Origin of the sequence: Serratia sp. CY56464 (assembly GCF_052168435.1) — a bacterium.
GTDB lineage: Bacteria > Pseudomonadota > Gammaproteobacteria > Enterobacterales > Enterobacteriaceae > Serratia > Serratia marcescens.
Map to the genome: position 1 here is coordinate 2,359,929 of NZ_JBJNMV010000001.1, position 17,174 is coordinate 2,377,102.

Sequence of the window (17,174 nt, forward strand, 5' to 3'; positions counted from 1 at the left end):
CGGGTTTATTTTTAGCTGCGGCAGATGACGCGCGCAATATCCCCAGACGTCGTCAGCGCGCGTATTTCGCTGAACAGTTCGGTGGCTTCGTCATATTCTTTACGCAAATAACCCAGCCACTGTTTGATGCGCGCCACGTGATACAGACCGGTGTCGCCCTGCTTTTCCAGATGGACATATTTTTGCAGCAGCTCAACCACCTGCGGCCAGGGCATGCGCGGCTCGTTATACTTCACCACCCGGCTCAGGTTCGGCACGTTGAGCGCGCCGCGCCCCAGCATGACGGCGTCGCAGCCGGTCGCCTGCAGGCAATCCTGCGCGCTCTGGTGATCCCAGATCTCGCCGTTGGCGATCACCGGGATGCTCAGCCGCTGACGGATCTCGCCGATCGCCGCCCAATTGATGCGATCCGCTTTGTAGCCGTCCTCTTTGGTGCGGCCGTGCACCGTCAGCTCGCTGGCGCCGGCCTGCTGCACCGCATCGGCGATTTCAAAGCTGCGGCTGGAGGAATCCCAGCCCAGACGCACCTTCACCGTGACCGGCAGATGGGCCGGCACCGCCGCGCGCATCGCCTTGGCGCCCTGGTAGATCAATTCCGGATCTTTGAGCAGCGTCGCCCCGCCGCCGCTGCCGTTCACCAGCTTGGACGGGCAGCCGCAGTTGAGATCGACGCCGTAAGAGCCCAGCTCCACCGCACGCGCGGCGTTCTCCGCCAGCCATTGCGGGTACTGCCCCAGCAGCTGTACCCGCACCAGCGTGCCCGATGGCGTGCGGCTGGCGTGACGTAGCTCCGGGCACAGCCGGTAGAACGACTTGGCCGGCAGCAGTTGATCGACCACGCGCAAAAATTCGGTGATGCACAGATCGTAGTCGTTCACTTCGGTGAGCAACTCACGCACCAAAGAGTCGAGAACGCCCTCCATCGGAGCCAATAATACGCGCATGACCAATCCCAGCTAAAAAAAGACCCGCAATGATACGGGTGAATGCCCGCGCCAGACAAGCCTCTGCGGGCATTAAAAATGCCGTCAGCCCAGCCGGCGGATCGGTTGGCCGGCGAGGAACGCCGCAATGTCCTCGACCGCCTCGGTGAAGTAGGCGCGGTAGTTGTCGTCCGCCACATAACCCACATGCGGCGTCGCCAGCACGTTGGGCAGTTGGCGAAACACATCGTCGGCCGGCAGCGGCTCCGTCTCGAACACGTCCAGCCCGGCGCCGGCGATCTTCCGCTGTTGCAGCACGTCCACCAACGCCGCCCGATCGACGATGCCCGCGCGCGAGGTGTTGATCAGGTAAGCGGTGGGCTTCATTACCGCCAATTCATCACGCCCCACCAACCCGCGGCTGCGGTCGCTCAGCACCAGGTGAATGGAGACAAAATCGCTCTGCTCAAACAGCGCCCGTTTGGATGACGCCAGCTCAGCGCCCTCCTGCGCCGCCCGTTCCGCCGTCAGGTTCTGGCTCCAGGCCAGCACCCGCATGCCGAACGCCTGCGCCACCCGGGCCATCTGGCCGCCGATCTTGCCTAACCCCAGCAGCCCCAGCGTTTTCCCCTGCAGCGTGACGCCTAAGCCCAGCTGCCACGGACCGTTGTTTTGCAGCCCGACGCTTTCCGGTACGATATGCTTCGCCAGCCCGAGCAGCAGCGCCCAGGTCAACTCCATCGGCGCCGCCGACCCGCTGCGGGTGCCGCACACGACTACGCCACGCTCGGCGGCGGCGGCCAAATCGATAGCGGCGTTGCGCATGCCGGAGGTGATCAGCAGCTTCAGCTTCGGCAGCCGCGCCAGCAGCGAGGCGGTCATCGGCGTGCGCTCGCGCATGATGACCAAAATGTCGCACTCCTGCAGATGCACCGCCAGTTCCGCTTCATCGGTAAAGTGCGCGCTGATGGCGGACACCTCCACCCGATCGGCCAGCGCCGACCAATCCGCCATCTTGAGCGCCACCTGCTGGTAATCATCGAGAATTGCGCACTTCAATTTCATCTCCGTCTCCTGGAATGTAGGGGTAGCCACCGTCCAGCCTAGTACGAAAATGGCGTTCCGCCAGGCAAAAAAAAGCCGCCCGTATCGGCGGCTTACTCTTTGAGCAATCAGGCTTATTCAGCCGGTTTGCGATTGCGCGGGCGGCGCGAAGACGGCGCGCCGGAACGGCGCTGGCCGTCACCCTGCGGGCGAGCGTTGCCGTTACCGTTGCCACGGTTTTCACGCTGGCCGCCGTTGGCGTTACCGCTGCGCTGACCGCCGCCGTTACCGGAACGCTGGCCACCGCCGTTGCCGCGCGGCGCGCCGCGTCCGCCGCCCTGGCGGCCGTTGATGATCGGCTCGGCCTTGATGGTCGGATCCGGCTCGTAGCCCGGCAGCGCAATGCGCGGAATTTCACGCTTCAGCAGACGCTCGATGTCGCGCAGCAGCTTGTGTTCATCCACGCACACCAGCGAGATAGCTTCACCGGTGCGTTCCGCGCGGCCGGTACGGCCGATACGGTGCACATAGTCTTCCGGCACGTTAGGCAACTCATAGTTCACCACGTGCGGCAGCTGGTCGATATCCAGACCGCGCGCCGCGATATCGGTCGCCACCAGCACGCGGATGCGGCCATCTTTGAAATCGGCCAACGCACGGGTACGGGCGCCCTGGCTCTTGTTGCCGTGGATCGCCGCAGCGGTGATGCCGTCTTTGTTCAACTGTTCCGCCAGGTGGTTGGCGCCGTGCTTGGTGCGGGTAAACACCAGCACCTGTTTCCAGTCGCCTTCGCCGATCATCTGCGACAGCAGTTCCCGCTTACGCTTCTTGTCGACGAAGTGCACGCTCTGCTCGATCTGCTCGGACGCAGTGTTGCGGCGCGCCACTTCCACCGAGGCCGGGTTGTGCAGCAGCTTGTTGGCCAGCGCCTTGATGTCGTCGGAGAAGGTCGCGGAGAACAGCAGGTTCTGGCGCTTGGCCGGCAGCTTGGCCAGCACGCGGCGGATGTCGTGGATAAAGCCCATGTCCAGCATGCGGTCCGCTTCGTCCAACACCAGAATTTCGATTTTGGACAGGTCAACCGCGTTCTGATGTTCCAGATCCAGCAGACGGCCCGGCGTCGCCACCAGGATATCGACGCCGCCGCGCAGCTTCATCATCTGCGGGTTGATGCTCACGCCGCCAAACACCACCAGCGAACGCAGGCGCAGGTGTTTGCTGTAGGCTTCGACGTTTTCGCCGATCTGCGCCGCCAGCTCACGGGTTGGCGTCAGGATCAGCGCGCGCACCGGGCGACGGCCTTTGACCGGATGGTCATGCTTGCTCAGCAGCTGCAACAGCGGCAGGGTAAAACCGGCGGTTTTACCGGTGCCGGTCTGGGCGCTGGCCATCAGGTCACGACCTTCCAGCACGACAGGGATAGCCTGACGCTGGATTGGCGTCGGTTCGCGATAGCCCTGTTCTTCAACAGCGCGCACAATTTCAGCACTTAAGCCGAGGGTTTCAAATGACATAAAGAGAAAAACTCCAGATCCCCCCTAACCTAACGGTGTTCGGTGCAGTTTCCTGGGAGGATGATCAGACGGGGCATTAAGCATGACCACGAGGGATTGGCACAAACTGCAGTGCACCAGGCGCCGATTGTAACAGAAGTCGCGCAATAAAAAGCACTTTTACGCACCTAGAGCACAATCTGCCGTAAATTCAGCATTGTCTGAAGCCGATCATATAACTCATTGTGGTTAGCGGTTGCGTTTTAGACAATCTGGCATAAAGTTAATCATATGATTGATTAACTTCGAGCGTGACCCATGCCAGCTTCCGTCCCTCATCAGGCCGCCGGCCGGGCGCGCGGCGAGCAAACGCGCAGGCAGCTGCTCGCCGCGGCGACCGAACTGTTCGGTGAATTCGGCCTGCAGGGCGCCACCACGCGCGATATCGCCCAGCGCGCCGGCCAGAACATCGCCGCCATTACCTACTACTTCAGCTCCAAAGAGGGGCTGTATCTGGCCGTGGCGCAGTCGCTCGCCGATTTCATCCAGCAGGCGTTCGCCCCGTTGGCCGAAGAGGTCGATCGCTTTGGGCAAGAAGCGCCCGAACAACGCTCACCCGACGCGGCGCTACGCTTGCTGCAGCGTGGCCTGCTGGCCTTCAGCGAGCTGATGACCCAGCCGCACACGCTGAACCTGAGCAAAATCATGTCACGCGAACAGCTCGCCCCGACCGAGGCCTACCCGCTGATCCACCGCCAGGTAATCGCGCCGATGCACGAGCGGCTGTGCCGCCTGCTGTCGGCCGCCACCGGCATCGACGAACACGCTCCCCGCCTCGTATTGCATACCCATGCGCTGATCGGCGAGGTGCTGTCGTTCCGCGTGGCGCGCGAAACCATCCGCCGTCAGGCCGGCTGGCAAGAGATTGGCGAGGGCGAAGCGGCGCAAATCGCGGCGGTGCTGAGCGAACATATTGAAATTCTGGTTACTGGGCTGCGCCAACGTCATGGCGCGTAAATTCAGGCAGGGAGTGTTATGAACAAAAAACGCAGTGCCTTGATCGTGTTGTTAATTCTGCTGATCGCGGCCGCCGCTTACGGGGTCTGGCATTACCAACAGCAGCAGGATAAGCCGCTGACGCTGTACGGCAACGTCGATATCCGCACGGTCAACCTCGGCTTTCGCGTCGACGGCCGCCTGGCGTCGCTGACGGTGGATGAAGGCGATGCCGTTCAGCCGGGCCAGCTGCTCGGCAAGCTGGACGACGCCCCCTACCGCAACGCGCTGCAGCAGGCCGAAGCCAACGTCGGCAGCGCGCGCGCCAAACTGTCGCTGCTGCAGGCCGGCTATCGCAGCGAAGAGATAGCCCAGGTGCAGTCAGAAATGGCGCAGCGCCAGTCCGCCTTCACCTATGCCGACAGCTTCCTGAAACGCCAGCAGGGGCTGTGGGCGAAAAACGCCACCTCCGCCGACGCGCTGGAGGATGCGCGCACCGCCCGCAATCAGGCGCAGGCCAATCTGCAGGCGGCAAAGGACAAGCTGTCGCAATACCGCAGCGGCAATCGCCCGCAAGAGATTGAACAGGCCAAGGCCGACGTGGCGCAAAGCGAAGCGGCGCTGGCGCAGGCGCAGTTGAACCTGCAAGACGCCACGCTGATCTCCCCTTCCGCCGGCACGGTGCTGACCCGCGCGGTGGAGCCGGGCACCATGCTCGGCGCCGGCGGCACGGTATTCACCCTGTCGCTGACCCGGCCGGTGTGGGTGCGCGCCTACGTCAACGAAACCAGCCTGAATCAGGCGGTGCCCGGCACCGAGTTGGAAATTTACACCGACGGCCGCCCCGGCAAGCCTTACCACGGCAAGATCGGTTTCGTCTCGCCGACTGCAGAGTTCACGCCGAAAAGCGTTGAAACGCCGGATCTGCGCACCGATCTGGTGTATCGCCTGCGGGTGATCGTCACCGACGCCGACGACGCACTGCGCCAGGGCATGCCGGTCACCCTGCGCTTCGCCAAACCCTGAGGCCGGCCATGGAACAGGCGCACACCATCGAGCTGGAAGGGCTGGAAAAACGCTTCCCGTCGCTTGAGAAACCGGCGGTCGCCAGCCTGACCACCACCCTGCGCAGCGGCGCGGTGATCGGGCTGGTCGGCCCGGACGGCGCCGGCAAAACCACCCTGCTGCGCATGCTGGCCGGGCTGCTGCAGCCGAGCAGCGGCAAGCTGCGGGTCGCCGGGCTGGATCCGATCGGCCAGGATCGTCAACTGCACGCCATCCTCGGCTACATGCCGCAGAAGTTCGGACTGTATGAGGATCTGACGGTGATGGAGAACCTGACGCTGTACGCCGATCTGCGCGGCGTCACCGGCGATCTGCGGCGTCAGACCTTCGAACGGCTGCTGAAATTCACCGACCTGACCCGCTTCACCGAGCGCCTGGCGGGCAAGCTGTCCGGCGGCATGAAGCAAAAACTGGGACTGGCCTGCACGCTGGTGGGCGCCCCCCAGGTGCTGCTGCTGGATGAACCGGGCGTCGGCGTCGATCCTATCTCGCGCCGCGAACTGTGGCGCATGGTGCACGAGCTGGCCAACGACGGCATGTTGATCCTGTGGAGCACCTCTTATCTCGACGAAGCCGAGCAGTGCCGCGAAGTGCTGCTGCTCAACGAGGGCGAGCTGCTGTTCAGCGGCGCGCCGCAGGATCTGACTCGCCGTATGGCCGGGCGCACGGTGTTGATCGCCGCGCCGCCGGGCAGCCATCGATCGTTGCTGCAGCGGGCGATCTGCCTGCCGGCGGTCACCGACGGCGTGATCCAGGGCAAGTACCTGCGCCTGATCCTGAAAGAAGGCGAAGATCACCGGCAGCTGCTGCAGGCGCTGGATCTGCCGGACGCCGAACTGAACGAAGCGGATCCGCGCTTCGAGGATGCGTTTATCGATCTGCTCGGCGGCGGCCCCAACCATCGCTCGGCGCTGGCGGAGATCATGCCGACCGTCAACGGCGAAAGTGGCGAAACGGTGATCGAAGCGGTGCAGTTGACCAAGAAATTCGGCGATTTCGCCGCCACCGATCACGTCGATTTTCAGGTGCGGCGCGGCGAAATCTTCGGCCTGCTCGGCCCGAACGGCGCCGGCAAGTCCACCACCTTCAAAATGATGTGCGGCCTGCTGGTGCCGTCCGGCGGCAAGGCGCTGGTGCTGGGGATGGATCTGAAGACCAGTTCCGGCAAGGCGCGCCAACGCCTCGGCTACATGGCACAAAAATTCTCGCTGTACGGCAACCTGACGGTGGCGCAGAACCTGAAATTCTTCTCCGGCGTCTACGGCCTGAGCGGCAAGGCGCAGCGCGACAAAATCGACGAGATGTCGCGCGCCTTCAACTTCGCGCCGATCCTCGATCAGACGCCGGACGCGTTGCCGCTCGGCTTCAAACAGCGCCTGGCGCTGGCCTGCGCGCTGATGCACGAACCGGATATTCTGTTCCTCGACGAACCGACTTCCGGCGTCGATCCGCTGACGCGGCGCGAGTTCTGGCTGCACATCAACGGCATGGTCGACAAGGGCGTGACGGTGATGGTGACCACCCACTTTATGGACGAGGCGGAATACTGCGACCGCATCGGCCTGGTGTATCGCGGCAAGATCATCGCCGCCGGCACGCCGGACGATCTCAAACAGCAGGTGGCGCGCGACGACAATCCCAGCCCTTCGATGGAGCAGGCGTTTATTGAGTTGGTGCAAGGCTACGACGAGGAGGAAACGCGGTGAGCGATAACCGAACCCCAATCGACGAGAGCGGCTTCTCCTGGCGCCGGCTGCGCGCGCTGTGCCTGAAGGAAACGCGGCAGATACTGCGCGATCCCAGCAGCGGCCTGATCGCCTTCGTCATCCCGCTGATGCTGCTTTTCATCTTCGGCTACGGCATCAACCTGGACTCCAGCAAGCTGCATCTGGGCATTCTGATGGAGCAACAGAGCGAAGACGCGCGCGATCTGGCCCACGCCTTCGCCGGTTCGCCCTATATCGAACCGACCATCAGCGACAACCGCCAACAGCTGATCCAGCAGATGCAGGCCGGCACGATCCGCGGCCTGGTGGTGATCCCGGTGGATTTCGACCAGCGCATGGCGCGCCCGCACGACAGCGCCCCTATCCAGGTGATCACCGACGGCAGCGAGCCGAACACCGCCAACTTCGTGCAGGGCTATGCCCAGGGCGTATGGCAAATTTGGCAGCAGCAGCGCGCCGCCGATCGGGGGAACAACGACAAACCGCTGATTGACGTACAGATGCGCTACTGGTTCAACCCGGCGGCCATCAGCCGGCACTACATCATTCCCGGCGCCATCACCATCATCATGACGGTGATCGGCGCCATTCTCACCTCGCTGGTGATCGCCCGCGAATGGGAGCGCGGCACCATGGAGGCTCTGCTGTCCACCCAGGTGACGCGCAGCGAGCTGCTGCTCTCCAAACTGATCCCTTATTACTTCCTCGGCATGATCGCCATGGCGCTGTGCATGGCGGTGGCGGTGTGGGTGCTCGGCGTGCCCTATCGCGGTTCGCTGCCGATCCTGCTGCTGATCAGCAGCCTGTTCCTCGCCAGCACCCTCGGCATGGGCCTGCTGATCTCCACCCTCACCCGCAACCAGTTCAACGCGGCGATGGTGGCGCTTAACGCCGCCTTTCTGCCGTCGATCATGCTGTCCGGCTTCATTTTCCAGATCGACAGCATGCCGGCGATCGTGCGCGCGGTGACCTACATCATTCCGGCGCGTTACTTCGTCAGCACGCTGCAAACGCTGTTCCTGGCGGGCAACGTCGGCACCGTGCTAGCGATCAATCTGCTGTTCCTGATCGCTTCCGCCGTGGTGTTCATCGGCCTGACGGCCTGGAAAACCCAGCGTCGGCTGGATTGAGGAGAAAGAGCGATGTTTCATCGTCTGTTGACGCTCATCATCAAGGAAATGCAGGCGCTGCTGCGCGATCCGCAAACCCGCGCCATCCTGATCATGCCGGTGATCCTGCAGGTGCTGCTGTTCCCGTTCGCCGCGACGCTGGAGGTGACCAACGCCACCATCGCGGTCTACAGCGAGGACAGCGGCCAGGCTTCGGTGGAGCTGACCCAACGCTTCGCCAAGGCTAAAGCTTTCTCCCATGTGCTGCTGCTGCGCAACCCGCAGGAGATAAAGACCACCATTGATAACCAACGGGCGCTGCTGCTGATCCGCTTCCCGGCGCAGTTCTCGCGCGATATCGCCGCCAGCAATACCGCGCCGCTGCAGCTGCTGCTCGACGGGCGCAACTCCAACAGCGCGCAGATCGCCGCCAACTACGTGCAGCAGATCGTGCAGGAATATCAGAACGAGCTGCTCGGCAACCGCGCCAAACCCAACAACAGCGAACTGGTGGTGCGCAACTGGTATAACCCGAATCTGGACTACAAATGGTTCGTGGTGCCGTCGCTGATCGCCATGATCACCACCATCGGCGTGCTGATCGTCACCTCGCTGTCGGTGGCGCGCGAACGCGAACAGGGCACGCTGGAACAGCTGCTGGTCTCGCCGCTCACCACCTGGCAGATCTTTATCGGCAAGGCGGTGCCGGCGCTGATCGTCGCCAGTTTCCAGTCCAGCATCGTGCTGTTGATCGGCATCTTCCTGTACCAGATCCCGTTCGCCGGATCTCTGCTGCTGTTCTATGCCACCATGCTGCTCTACGGGCTGTCGCTGGTCGGTTTCGGCCTGCTGATCTCGTCGCTGTGCGCCACTCAGCAGCAGGCGTTTATCGGCGTGTTCGTGTTCATGATGCCGGCGATCCTGCTCTCGGGTTACGTCTCGCCGGTGGAGAATATGCCGGTGTGGCTGCAGGATCTGACCTGGGTGAACCCGATACGCCACTTCACCGACATCACCAAGCAGATCTACCTGAAGGACGCCAGCTTCAGCATCATCTGGCGCAGCCTGTGGCCGCTGCTGGTGATCACCGCCACCACCGGCAGCGCCGCCTACGCGCTGTTTCGCCGCAAAATCGCATAAAAAAAGCTCTGCATGTCACATGCAGAGCCTGTTAAGTCCTTTGGATTTCAAGCGACTGCTTGAAAGACGACGGATTTAGCGGCGGTTGCCGAAGATACGCAGCAACATCAGGAACAGGTTGATGAAGTCGAGATACAGCGTCAGCGCACCGACGATGGCGTACTTGCGGAAGCCGTCTTTATCATCGGCGTTCAGCTGCTCGCCCATCGCCTTGAGTTTTTGCGTGTCGTACGCGGTCAGACCGACGAACACCACCACCCCGATGTAGGTAATCGCCCACATCAGCGCGGTGCTTTTCAGCCAGATGTTCACCAACGAGGCAAGCACGATGCCGATCAGCGCCATGAACAGCATGCTGCCGAAGCCGCTCAGATCGCGCTTGGTGGTGTAGCCGTACAGGCTCATCGCGCCGAACATGCCGGCGGTGACCACGAAGGTGCTGGCGATCGAGCTGTAGGTATAAGCGATGAAGATGCTCGACAGCGTCAGCCCGGTCAGCGCCGAGTACAGCATGAACAGCGAGGTGGCCACCGCGCCGCTCAGGCGGTTGACCATGCCGGAAATCACGAACACCAGCGCCAACTGGGCGATGATCAGACCGAAGAAGGTGATCTGGCTGGAGAAGATGAAGTTGAGGATCGCGGGCGTATTGGCCGCATACCAGGAAACGAACGCCGTCAGCAGCAGACCGCAGGTCATCCAGCCGTAAACCTGCGCCATGTAGGCCTGAATGCCGCTGTTGGCACGTTCGACGATTGAACCATTAGAGCGTGGATATCGGTCCATGACGGTTACCTTTTGCGTTGTAAACAAGATTCCGAAGCCCCGCGAACGGGGCTTCGCCTGCTATAAGCGTACCACAGAATAGGCCGCGCGAAAGCGGCAAAGGTCTTGATTTGTTTCCGCTGTTGAGGCGTTATTTAGCCGCGTCGTGCCAGCGCTGCGCGGCCTGACGATCGCTGTCGCGAGCGTCCACCCAACGATCGCCCTGGCCGGTCGCTTCGCGCTTCCAGAACGGCGCCCGGGTCTTCAGGTAGTCCATGATGAACTCGCTGGCGGCGAACGCCATGCCGCGGTGCGCGCCGGTCACGCCGACGAACACGATCTCGTCGCCGGGATACAGCGCGCCGATGCGGTGGATCACCGTCACGCGCTGCAGCGGCCAACGGCTGCGCGCCTCGGCCACGATCTCCGCCAGCGCCTTCTCGGTCATGCCGGGATAGTGTTCCAGCGTCAGCGCGCTGACGTCGTCCCCGAGGTTATGGTTACGCACCTTGCCGGTGAAGGTCACCACCGCGCCGTCGGCGTCGCACTGCGCCAGCCACTGATACTCGTCGCCGACGTTGAACGGCGCTTCGCCCACGCGAATGCGGGTGTTTTCCATGCTTACCCCCCGGTAACCGGCGGGAAGAAGGCCACTTCATCACCGGCGCGCAGCGGGTGATCCGCCGCCACCAGCGACTGATTGACCGCCGCCAACAGCTTGCCGGACTCCAGCGCCAGCGCCCAGCGATCGCCGCGCGCGCACAACGCCTGGCGCAGCGCCTCGACGGTCGGGTAATCCGCCGGCATCGACAGCGCGCCGGTGCCCACCAGTTCGCGCACCTGCGCGAAGAAAAGAATATCGATCATGCGTTCACCTTAAAATCGCCGGATTTGCCGCCGCTTTTCGCCAGCAGGCGCACCGGGCCGATCACCATATCTTTCTGTACCGCTTTGCACATGTCATAGATGGTCAATGCCGCCACCGAGGCGGCGGTCAGCGCCTCCATCTCGACGCCGGTTTTGCCGGTCAGCCGGCAGCAGGTTTCGATGCGCACCCGGCTGTGCTGCGTCTGCGCCTCCAGCTGCACTTCGACTTTGCTCAGCATCAGCGGGTGGCACAGCGGGATCAGCTCCCAGGTGCGTTTGGCCGCCTGAATGCCGGCGATGCGCGCCGTGGCGAACACGTCGCCCTTGTGATGGCTGCCGTCGACGATCATCGCCAACGTGGCGGGCAGCATCTCGACGAAGGCTTCGGCGCGCGCCTCGCGCACCGTTTCGGCCTTGGCGGAAACGTCGACCATATGGGCTTCGCCGGCGGCGTTAATGTGGGTTAGCTGTGTCATGACTCAGGGCTTCTTCAAATGAGGTTGGAAGTTGCACGGGCGATGGCGCGCGTCCAACTGCTCTTCGATAATCCGCTCCCAGGCGGTGCGGCAGGCGCGGGTGGAACCCGGCATGGCGAAAATCACCGTGCGGTTGGCCAGGCCGGCCAGCGCGCGCGACTGGATCGTCGCGGTGCCGATCTCTTCGTACGACACCATGCGGAACAGTTCGCCGAACCCTTCCACCTCTCTGTCGAACAGCGGCAACAGCGCTTCCGGCGTGTTGTCGCGCGCGGTAAATCCGGTGCCGCCGGTGATCAGCACCGCCTGCACGTTGTCATCGGCAATCCACGCGGAAACCCGCGCGCGGATCTGGTAAATGTCATCTTTGACGATGGCGCGATCCACCACCTGATGGCCGGCTTCCCGCGCCGCGTCCTGCAGATATTGGCCGGAGGTGTCTTCCGCCTCGCCGCGGCTGTCGGACACGGTCAGGATGGCGATATGCGCCGGAATAAACTCGCTGCTCGCATGGCTCATGATTCAATAAGCTCCTATTGGCTGTCAGCCGCCGATAAACGACAGGTTCTGGGTGATCCCGCTGTTGCCCTGATGCAGGAAATGGGTCTGCTTCTTGCTCAGCAGCCCGCTCTGAATGCGCGCCTTCAGCGCGTCGAGCTGGCCGTCGTCCGCCAGCAGATCGCGCAGGGGCACCCCCTGCTCGCCGAACAGGCACAGATGCAGATTGCCGATGGAAGAAACGCGCAGCCGGTTGCAGCTGGCGCAGAAGTCTTTTTCATACGGCATGATAAGACCCACCTCACCCTGGTAGTCCGGGTGGCTGAACACCTGCGCCGGGCCGTCGCTGCGGCCACGCGCCTGGCGCTGCCAACCCTGCTGCTCCAGCTGCAGGCGAATCACTTCGCCGGAAACGTGGTGTTTGCGAAACAGTTCGCCCCCCTCGCCGGTTTCCATCAGTTCGATAAAACGCAGTTGGATCGGCCGATCCTTGATCCAGGCGAGAAACGCGCCGAGCTGCTGGTGATTGACGTCGCGCATCAGCACGGCGTTGACCTTGACCTTGCTGAAACCGGCGCTGAAGGCGGCGTCGATGCCGTCCATCACCTGGCGGAACTTGTCCTGACCGGTAATGGCGTGAAACTGACGGGGATCCAGGCTGTCGATGCTGACGTTGATCGCCGTCAGACCGGCGTCACGCCAGGCGGCGACGTCGCGCGCCAGACGGTAGCCGTTGGTGGTGACCGCCAGCGTGCGAATGGCCGGATTTTCCCGCACGGCGGCGATGATCTCGGTAAAATCACGGCGCAGCGAAGGCTCGCCGCCGGTCAGGCGCACCTTTTCGGTGCCCAGTTCGGCGAACGCGCGGCTGACGCGGCGGATTTCATCCAGCGACAGGAAGCTTTTCGGGCTGCCGCTCGGCTTGTAGCCGTCGGGCAGACAATAGGTGCAACGAAAGTTGCACACGTCGGTGATCGACAAGCGCAGGTAATAGAACTTGCGCTCATAAGCATCAATGAGTTGCGGTACCATAACACCTTTCCAAAGTCGGGAGATGCGAGCGTTTCCCCTCTGCACCCTGGTGGCTGACTTCGCCACGGCCCAGGCGCCATATCGTTCCGGATGAACAACGTAGGCGCAGGGGCTAGGAGTTTGATTTCTCTTCCCGCTACCTTGAGTAGCCGGAATGAAACCGTGGTTTTCAGCAGAATTCTAGCGCTAATCGGCAACGATAGCCAACGCGTTAATTCGCTATATAATTGTCTATACAGCGTTTTTAGACGCCGTCTATTCGGGTAAACCATGATAAACATCGCTTGCGTGGACGAATTGACCAGAATCACGCAAATGACACTCTTTATCGCGTTTTTATGCCGGATCCGCTACCTTATGCGGGCAGTTCAGCCCCTTTGTAAGGAAATTTATGCGTAATCGTACCCTGGCCGATCTCGACCGCGTGGTGGCGTTGGGCGGCGGACACGGCCTAGGCCGTGTGATGTCGGCCCTGTCGTCCTTAGGCTCCCGCCTGACCGGCATCGTCACCACCACCGACAACGGCGGTTCCACCGGCCGCATCCGCCGTTCGGAAGGCGGCATTGCCTGGGGCGATACCCGCAACTGTCTCAACCAGCTGATCACCGAACCGAGCGTCGCCTCGGCGATGTTCGAATACCGTTTCAGCGGCAACGGTGAGCTGGCCGGCCATAACCTGGGCAACCTGATGCTGAAAGCGCTGGATCACCTGAGCGTGCGCCCGCTGGAAGCGATCAATCTGGTGCGCAGCTTGCTGAAGGTGGATGCGGCGCTGATCCCGATGTCGGAGCAGCCGGTGGATTTGATGGCGCACGATCACGAAGGCAATCACGTTTACGGTGAAGTGAATGTCGATCAACTGGCCCACATGCCGCAGGAGCTGATGCTGTCGCCCCCGGTCAACGCCACGCGCGAAGCGCTGGACGCCATCGCGCAAGCCGACGTGATCCTGATCGGGCCGGGCAGCTTTCTCACCAGCCTGATGCCGCTGCTGCTGCTGGACGATCTCACCCAGGCGCTGCGCCGCAGCAGCGCCAGCATGATCTATATCGGCAACCTCGGCCGCGAGCTGAGCGTGGCCGCCGCGGCGCTGTCGTTAAAGGATAAGCTGACGCTGATGGAAGAGAAGATCGGCCGCCGGATGATCGATGCGCTGATCGTCGGCCCGGCGGTGGACACCAGTGAAGTGCAGGATCGGGTGGTGATTCAACAGCCGCTGGAAGCGAGCGACATCCCCTACCGCCACGATCGCCAACTGCTGCGCCAGGCGCTGGATCACGCGCTGGTGGGGCTGGCCGCCCGCCGCTGACCGAATTTAACCGTCTCGCCCGCGCAGCCAGGGATTATCGCTGGCCGGGGCGGGATGGCTGACCATATCGATATACAGATCTTCCACCTCTTTGCGCGCCCAGGGCGTGCGACGCAAAAACTTCAGGCTGGACTTGATGCTCGGATCGCTGCGGAAGCAGTTGATGCGAATGCGCGCGCCCAGTTCGGACCAACCGTAGTGATCCACCAGTTTATTCAGCAGTTGCTCCAGCGTCACGCCGTGCAGCGGGTCTTTAGACTGGTGTTGGCTCATGTTCGGTACTCTTCGTGGTCAAATCGGGCCGCACACCATAACAGCTTTGGCGCGGCCGACAAGGAATTTTGACGCCCACGGCGCGGGCGCCGTCCAACGGTCAGGAAATCGCGATGAACTGCTCGCGCAGCTGGTGGATCTCGTCGCGCAGCGCAGCCGCCTGCTCGAACTCCAGGTTTTGCGCGTGGGTGTACATCTGCGCTTCCAGATCGCGGATTTTCTGATCCAGCGCTTTCGGCGTGAGGTTCTGAAGCTGAGCGCCGCCGTCCACGGCCTTGCTCCTGCCTTTACCCTTGGCGCGGTTGACCGGCTGACCGATCTGCAGAATGTCGCCGATCTTCTTGTTCAGCCCCTGCGGCACGATGCCGTTGGCTTCGTTATAGGCCTGCTGCTTGGCGCGGCGCCGCTCGGTTTCACCGATCGCCTTGGCCATCGAATCGGTAATGCGATCGCCATACAGGATCGCCTTGCCGTTCAGGTTACGCGCCGCGCGGCCGATGGTCTGGATCAGCGAACGTTCGGAACGCAGGAAGCCTTCCTTGTCGGCGTCCAGAATCGCCACCAGCGACACCTCAGGCATGTCGAGCCCCTCACGCAACAGGTTGATGCCCACCAGCACGTCGAACTCGCCCAGACGCAGGTCACGAATGATTTCGACCCGTTCCACGGTATCGATATCCGAGTGCAGGTAGCGCACGCGCTCGCCATGCTCTTCCAGGTATTCGGTCAGGTCTTCCGCCATGCGTTTGGTCAGGGTGGTCACCAGCACGCGCTCGTTGATCGCCGCGCGCTTGCGGATCTCGGAGAGCAGATCGTCCACCTGGGTGGCGACCGGCCGCACTTCCACGATCGGATCCAGCAACCCGGTCGGCCGCACCACCTGATCGATCAGATCGCCGCCGGATTTCTCCAGCTCATATTTGCCCGGCGTGGCGGAAACATAGATGGTCTGCGGCGCCAGCGCCTCGAACTCCTCGAAGCGCAAGGGGCGGTTGTCCAGCGCCGACGGCAGACGAAAGCCGTACTCCACCAGCGTTTCCTTGCGCGCGCGGTCGCCCTTGAACATCGCGCCAATCTGCGGAATGGTCACGTGGGATTCGTCGACCACCAGCAGGCCGTCCGCCGGCAGGTAGTCGAACAGCGTCGGCGGCGGCTCGCCCTCGGCGCGCCCGGAAAGGTAGCGCGAGTAGTTTTCGATGCCCGAGCAGTAGCCCAGCTCGTTCATCATCTCCAGATCGAACTGGGTGCGCTGCGTCAGGCGCTGCTCTTCCAGCAGCTTGTTGTTGGCCAGCAGCACCTTGCGGCGGTCCGCCAGATCGACCTTGATCTCTTCCATCGCCTGCATGATCCGCTCGCGCGGCGTCACGTAGTGCGATTTCGGGTAGATGGTAAAACGCGGCACCACCTGTTCAATCTGGCCGGTCAGCGGATCGAACAGCGACAACCGCTCCACTTCTTCGTCGAACAGCTCGACGCGCAACGCCAGCTCGTCCGATTCCGCCGGGAAGATATCGATCACCTCACCGCGCACGCGGAAGGTGGCGCGCTGGAAAGCCTGATCGTTGCGGGAATACTGCAGCTCCGCCAGGCGGCGCAAAATGGAGCGCTGATCGATGATCATCCCCTGGGTCAGATGCAGCATCATCTTCAGGTAAAGATCCGGATCGCCCAGGCCGTAGATCGCCGACACCGACGCCACCACCACCACGTCGCGCCGCTCCAGCAGCGCCTTGGTGGCGGAAAGACGCATCTGCTCGATGTGCTCGTTCACCGAAGCGTCTTTTTCAATGAAGGTGTCGGAGCTGGGCACGTAGGCTTCCGGCTGGTAGTAGTCGTAGTAGGAGACGAAGTACTCCACCGCATTCTCCGGGAAAAACGCTTTCATCTCGCCGTACAGCTGCGCCGCCAGCGTCTTGTTCGGCGCCAGCACCATGGTCGGCCGATTCAGATCGGCTATCACGTTGGCGATGGTGAACGTCTTGCCCGAACCGGTGACCCCCAGCAGCGTCTGGTGCGCCAGGCCGTCTTCCAGCCCCTCTTCCAGCTTGCGGATGGCTTCCGGCTGATCGCCGGCCGGTTTGAACTCGGAATGCAGTTTGAAAAGTTTACTCATTGCTCGGCTACCCTGTGGAGATGCGCGCGCTCAGGCGGCCAGCCGGCTCTGCGCCGAACATGGCCCCTAATTATGGAAAGTGTCGGCGATTTGCGCCAGTGCCCATGATACTGGATATAAAACCAGCTTCAAGCGGATTCGTCGCCGCGCCCGGCACTGCGGCAATGCCGTTGCACCGTGACGTTACAGCGGGGTGACATTTTTATTGTCAATAACAGATTTATCCCCAGAACTTGCCGCGAATTAACTTATTGATAGCACCGCGTCGAAAAATCATACATAGAGACCTGATCAATACCCCTGCGTCTTGATTTTAATTAATCTATTGATATATAAAACATTTA

17 protein-coding genes and 1 riboswitch are annotated in these 17,174 nt (G+C 62.3%); of the genes, 6 read left to right on the top strand and 11 right to left on the bottom strand.

Translation table 11 applies throughout. From position 1 onward, the window contains the following. Positions 1 to 11: 11 nt before the first annotated feature. From dusC to rhlE, 3 genes are all read right to left on the bottom strand, one after another. Positions 12 to 944 (bottom strand): tRNA dihydrouridine(16) synthase DusC, encoded by a 933-nt coding sequence (gene dusC / locus ACJ8KE_RS11490; RefSeq protein WP_028127658.1) that lies wholly within the window; start codon positions 942 to 944, stop codon positions 12 to 14. A gap of 84 nt (positions 945 to 1,028) precedes the next feature. After that, positions 1,029 to 1,988: a D-2-hydroxyacid dehydrogenase family protein gene (locus tag ACJ8KE_RS11495; protein WP_079449547.1), complete on the bottom strand. Its 960-nt coding sequence runs from the start codon at positions 1,986 to 1,988 to the stop codon at positions 1,029 to 1,031. A 113-nt stretch (positions 1,989 to 2,101) separates the two neighbouring features. Further along, on the bottom strand, positions 2,102 to 3,481 hold the full coding sequence (gene rhlE, locus ACJ8KE_RS11500; protein WP_079449548.1) for an ATP-dependent RNA helicase RhlE: 1,380 nt from the start codon (positions 3,479 to 3,481) through the stop codon (positions 2,102 to 2,104). A gap of 297 nt (positions 3,482 to 3,778) precedes the next feature. Here rhlE and cecR point away from each other — a divergent pair, with 297 nt between their 5' ends. From cecR to ACJ8KE_RS11525, 5 genes are read left to right on the top strand one after another with little or no spacing between them, the layout of a single operon-like run. After that, a complete protein-coding gene (gene cecR, locus ACJ8KE_RS11505; protein WP_016928673.1) occupies positions 3,779 to 4,477 on the top strand; it encodes a transcriptional regulator CecR in 699 nt (232 codons plus the stop codon). 18 nt (positions 4,478 to 4,495) lie between these two features. Then, the gene (gene hlyD, locus ACJ8KE_RS11510) at positions 4,496 to 5,482 is read left to right on the top strand and encodes a secretion protein HlyD (RefSeq protein WP_016928674.1); all 987 of its coding nucleotides are present in this window, start codon (positions 4,496 to 4,498) and stop codon (positions 5,480 to 5,482) included. An 8-nt stretch (positions 5,483 to 5,490) separates the two neighbouring features. Next, the gene (locus ACJ8KE_RS11515; RefSeq protein WP_016928675.1) at positions 5,491 to 7,227 is read left to right on the top strand and encodes an ATP-binding cassette domain-containing protein; all 1,737 of its coding nucleotides are present in this window, start codon (positions 5,491 to 5,493) and stop codon (positions 7,225 to 7,227) included. Then, complete coding sequence (locus ACJ8KE_RS11520; RefSeq protein WP_016928676.1) at positions 7,224 to 8,378, top strand: ABC transporter permease; 1,155 nt, start codon at positions 7,224 to 7,226, stop codon at positions 8,376 to 8,378. The genes ACJ8KE_RS11515 and ACJ8KE_RS11520 overlap by 4 nt, the downstream gene beginning before the upstream one ends. A gap of 12 nt (positions 8,379 to 8,390) precedes the next feature. After that, entirely contained in the window at positions 8,391 to 9,497 is a 1,107-nt protein-coding gene (locus ACJ8KE_RS11525) for an ABC transporter permease (RefSeq protein WP_306376660.1), read from the top strand. A 75-nt stretch (positions 9,498 to 9,572) separates the two neighbouring features. On the opposite strand, the gene ACJ8KE_RS11530 is transcribed toward ACJ8KE_RS11525, so the two are convergent. The 6 genes from ACJ8KE_RS11530 to moaA form a co-directional block, all read right to left on the bottom strand. Next, entirely contained in the window at positions 9,573 to 10,283 is a 711-nt protein-coding gene (locus tag ACJ8KE_RS11530) for a Bax inhibitor-1/YccA family protein (RefSeq protein ID WP_004939761.1), read from the bottom strand. Positions 10,284 to 10,413: 130 nt separating this feature from the next. Beyond that, positions 10,414 to 10,881, bottom strand: a complete 468-nt coding sequence (gene moaE / locus ACJ8KE_RS11535; RefSeq protein ID WP_016928678.1) for a molybdopterin synthase catalytic subunit MoaE — start codon at positions 10,879 to 10,881, stop codon at positions 10,414 to 10,416. Positions 10,882 to 10,883: 2 nt separating this feature from the next. After that, positions 10,884 to 11,129 (bottom strand): molybdopterin synthase sulfur carrier subunit, encoded by a 246-nt coding sequence (moaD, locus tag ACJ8KE_RS11540; protein WP_004939768.1) that lies wholly within the window; start codon positions 11,127 to 11,129, stop codon positions 10,884 to 10,886. Beyond that, positions 11,126 to 11,605 (bottom strand): cyclic pyranopterin monophosphate synthase MoaC, encoded by a 480-nt coding sequence (moaC, locus tag ACJ8KE_RS11545; RefSeq protein ID WP_048794855.1) that lies wholly within the window; start codon positions 11,603 to 11,605, stop codon positions 11,126 to 11,128. The genes moaD and moaC overlap by 4 nt, the downstream gene beginning before the upstream one ends. Before the next feature lie 3 nt (positions 11,606 to 11,608). Continuing rightward, the gene (gene moaB / locus ACJ8KE_RS11550; protein WP_033633872.1) at positions 11,609 to 12,124 is read right to left on the bottom strand and encodes a molybdenum cofactor biosynthesis protein B; all 516 of its coding nucleotides are present in this window, start codon (positions 12,122 to 12,124) and stop codon (positions 11,609 to 11,611) included. Between the two features lie 24 nt (positions 12,125 to 12,148). Beyond that, on the bottom strand, positions 12,149 to 13,135 hold the full coding sequence (moaA, locus tag ACJ8KE_RS11555; protein ID WP_016928681.1) for a GTP 3',8-cyclase MoaA: 987 nt from the start codon (positions 13,133 to 13,135) through the stop codon (positions 12,149 to 12,151). Beyond that, positions 13,122 to 13,266, bottom strand: a riboswitch (molybdenum cofactor riboswitch). It overlaps the preceding gene by 14 nt. A 260-nt stretch (positions 13,267 to 13,526) precedes the next feature. On the opposite strand from moaA, the gene ACJ8KE_RS11560 reads away from it, so the two are divergent. Continuing rightward, a complete protein-coding gene (locus tag ACJ8KE_RS11560; protein ID WP_016928682.1) occupies positions 13,527 to 14,444 on the top strand; it encodes a gluconeogenesis factor YvcK family protein in 918 nt (305 codons plus the stop codon). A gap of 6 nt (positions 14,445 to 14,450) precedes the next feature. Here the strand turns inward: ACJ8KE_RS11560 and ACJ8KE_RS11565 are convergent, their stop codons facing one another. Together ACJ8KE_RS11565 and uvrB are read right to left on the bottom strand one after the other, a co-directional pair. Further along, positions 14,451 to 14,717, bottom strand: a complete 267-nt coding sequence (locus ACJ8KE_RS11565; RefSeq protein WP_004939783.1) for a VF530 family DNA-binding protein — start codon at positions 14,715 to 14,717, stop codon at positions 14,451 to 14,453. A gap of 100 nt (positions 14,718 to 14,817) precedes the next feature. Further along, on the bottom strand, positions 14,818 to 16,830 hold the full coding sequence (gene uvrB / locus ACJ8KE_RS11570) for an excinuclease ABC subunit UvrB (protein ID WP_016928683.1): 2,013 nt from the start codon (positions 16,828 to 16,830) through the stop codon (positions 14,818 to 14,820). Positions 16,831 to 17,174 lie beyond the last annotated feature (344 nt).

Coding starts and splice junctions, on each gene's coding strand:
- dusC (WP_028127658.1), bottom strand. CDS start 944: ATGCGCGTATTATTGGCTCCGATGGAGGGCGTTCTCGACTCTTTGGTG.
- ACJ8KE_RS11495 (WP_079449547.1), bottom strand. CDS start 1,988: ATGAAATTGAAGTGCGCAATTCTCGATGATTACCAGCAGGTGGCGCTC.
- rhlE (WP_079449548.1), bottom strand. CDS start 3,481: ATGTCATTTGAAACCCTCGGCTTAAGTGCTGAAATTGTGCGCGCTGTT.
- cecR (WP_016928673.1), top strand. CDS start 3,779: ATGCCAGCTTCCGTCCCTCATCAGGCCGCCGGCCGGGCGCGCGGCGAG.
- hlyD (WP_016928674.1), top strand. CDS start 4,496: ATGAACAAAAAACGCAGTGCCTTGATCGTGTTGTTAATTCTGCTGATC.
- ACJ8KE_RS11515 (WP_016928675.1), top strand. CDS start 5,491: ATGGAACAGGCGCACACCATCGAGCTGGAAGGGCTGGAAAAACGCTTC.
- ACJ8KE_RS11525 (WP_306376660.1), top strand. CDS start 8,391: ATGTTTCATCGTCTGTTGACGCTCATCATCAAGGAAATGCAGGCGCTG.
- ACJ8KE_RS11530 (WP_004939761.1), bottom strand. CDS start 10,283: ATGGACCGATATCCACGCTCTAATGGTTCAATCGTCGAACGTGCCAAC.
- moaE (WP_016928678.1), bottom strand. CDS start 10,881: ATGGAAAACACCCGCATTCGCGTGGGCGAAGCGCCGTTCAACGTCGGC.
- moaD (WP_004939768.1), bottom strand. CDS start 11,129: ATGATCGATATTCTTTTCTTCGCGCAGGTGCGCGAACTGGTGGGCACC.
- moaC (WP_048794855.1), bottom strand. CDS start 11,605: ATGACACAGCTAACCCACATTAACGCCGCCGGCGAAGCCCATATGGTC.
- moaB (WP_033633872.1), bottom strand. CDS start 12,124: ATGAGCCATGCGAGCAGCGAGTTTATTCCGGCGCATATCGCCATCCTG.
- moaA (WP_016928681.1), bottom strand. CDS start 13,135: ATGGTACCGCAACTCATTGATGCTTATGAGCGCAAGTTCTATTACCTG.
- ACJ8KE_RS11560 (WP_016928682.1), top strand. CDS start 13,527: ATGCGTAATCGTACCCTGGCCGATCTCGACCGCGTGGTGGCGTTGGGC.
- ACJ8KE_RS11565 (WP_004939783.1), bottom strand. CDS start 14,717: ATGAGCCAACACCAGTCTAAAGACCCGCTGCACGGCGTGACGCTGGAG.
- uvrB (WP_016928683.1), bottom strand. CDS start 16,830: ATGAGTAAACTTTTCAAACTGCATTCCGAGTTCAAACCGGCCGGCGAT.